Below are 1,887 nucleotides of genomic sequence, written 5' to 3'. Positions count from 1 at the left end.
CCTGGTACCGGTCAGGGAGACCCTTACACCCATTTCGACGAGAACGGCGAATGGGACGAACGCCGACCGTGGTCCGATCCTGTTCCCTACCAGTCCGAACACACCCTGCCCGACCCGTCGCTGCCGCCTGTGCCGCAGTCTCCGCAGGACGGCCCACGCCAGTCCGAATCCCCAACACCACAGTCGCCCGCCGCCCCGTCCGATCCCGGCACAGAATCCCGCAACGAACCCGCACCCCCAGACCCGGTAGCTCCGCAAGCACCGTCGGAAACCACACACTCCCAGAGCGAATCACCACAGACCCCGTCGGAGAACACACCGGAATCACCCGACGACACCCAGCCGCCGACACCCGAACAATCCCGGCCCGACCAGACCCAACCCGAGCACGCACAACCCATACCCCAACCCGAACTACCGCCCACCCTGCCCTCGCCGAACGACCCGACCCCGCGGCCCGAACAGCAGGACGACAAACCCAGCGAGCACAGGCGCCCAGGTCTCTGGCCCCGGCTCGTCGATCGGCTGGGCGGATGGCTGGTCAGCGAGCCTAGCTTCCTCGAAAGCCTCATCCCGGTCTATGGACCGCTACGCGGCCTCATCGCCGACGTCAACAAGGGCAACACCGTTGGCGCGGTCGTCAACCTGGGCTTCCTGGCTCTCGACCTCACCGGTGTCGGCGCCCTCGCCCGCATCGGCGGCAAGCTGGCCCTACATGCCGGCGAAGTAGGTATCGGAGCCGCCGCTGCGGCGATCTTCGGATCGAAGGGTGTCCGTGAGGCCGCGGAACAAGCAGTCAAGCTCAAGTCCGACCCCGCAACCTGGGTCCATGTCTTCAAGGGCGAGTTCAATAGGGCTGGTAATCCAACCGGCTACCATCATCGACCAAATGGTCGAGATCGGTTCGGCGTCACGGTGACCGACAAGTCGGTGCCGGACAAGAACGGCGTCTATACCGGCACAGTTACTATGAATACCTGGAACGGCAATGAATGGGTGACAAAGAAGGTTGAATCTAGCTTCTTCCCGGACTCTTGGAGCCAGGAGCAAGTTCAGCATGCAATCAGCCGAGCTAGTTCCCAGCCGTACATGATGAACCCGAGCCGGCGGCGATGGGAAGGAGTGTTCCGCGGCATGGCAATCGGCGGATACTACGATCCTTCGACCGGCAGAATAATTACAGCATTCCCCATACCGTAAGGGTAGTTGGATATGACTCGCTCACTCTTTCATATTTCTGAAGAATGTATCAAGTTAAGCACTCGCGATATGATGGACGACTCCATGGCCGCCCTATGGGTGTACGACGACGTGCAGTCAGTTCCAGAATCGCTGGTCCGGGTTGTCGATGCGATCGCGCGGGTTTCCAGTGCAACAGGCGGCGAAACCGAAATGGAGCGGACGGGCAATGCCTGGCACATCGCCGTCAACCGCAAAGGTGCCTCGTTGGAGAACCACTACAACCCGGAGATCGGGATCAGGTGCTACACGAATGACGAGATCCTTGAGGTCATACACCAGTATTGGAATTGCATGATAGAGGTCGGTCGGAAGAAATCTCTCGACAAGGCCATTCTTAAATTCTCCCGCAAACACCACCGTATGCCTGAGATCCCGTGGTCGATCGAGTAGCTCGATTTCCGCAGTGATGCCTTTGCGTAAATAACCTCTACGGAAAGCGTATAGTCGACACCTGCGCGGTTGTCACGTGCGAGTCACTTCGACACCGTCTCATCTACTGAAAGACCGTAGCCGAATCAATGAATATTTCCCGTGTGGCTGTTGCCTCCGCTCTCGCGTGCATCCCGTCGATCTGGACCAGCGCCGCGGCGGCGCCGGGCGCCGCGAGTGCGCGGGGGGGCCCGGGGGGGGGGGGGGGCCCGGCGG

General features: G+C 61.0%; 2 protein-coding genes. Both read left to right on the top strand.

What is annotated here, in order from left to right; genetic code table 11:
• The coding region (locus ACFWPJ_RS31705; protein ID WP_378857038.1) for an EndoU domain-containing protein at window positions 1-1,200 on the top strand (1,200 nt) is incomplete at its 5' end.
• A gap of 69 nt (window positions 1,201-1,269) precedes the next feature.
• Complete coding sequence (locus ACFWPJ_RS31700) at window positions 1,270-1,632, top strand: hypothetical protein (RefSeq protein ID WP_378857040.1); 363 nt, start codon at window positions 1,270-1,272, stop codon at window positions 1,630-1,632.
• Window positions 1,633-1,887 lie beyond the last annotated feature (255 nt).

The organism is Nocardia sp. NPDC058497 (assembly GCF_042720195.1).
GTDB lineage: Bacteria > Actinomycetota > Actinomycetes > Mycobacteriales > Mycobacteriaceae > Nocardia.
The sequence above is the reverse complement of the archived record's forward strand: the minus strand, read 5'-3'. Positions and strand labels throughout refer to the sequence as shown.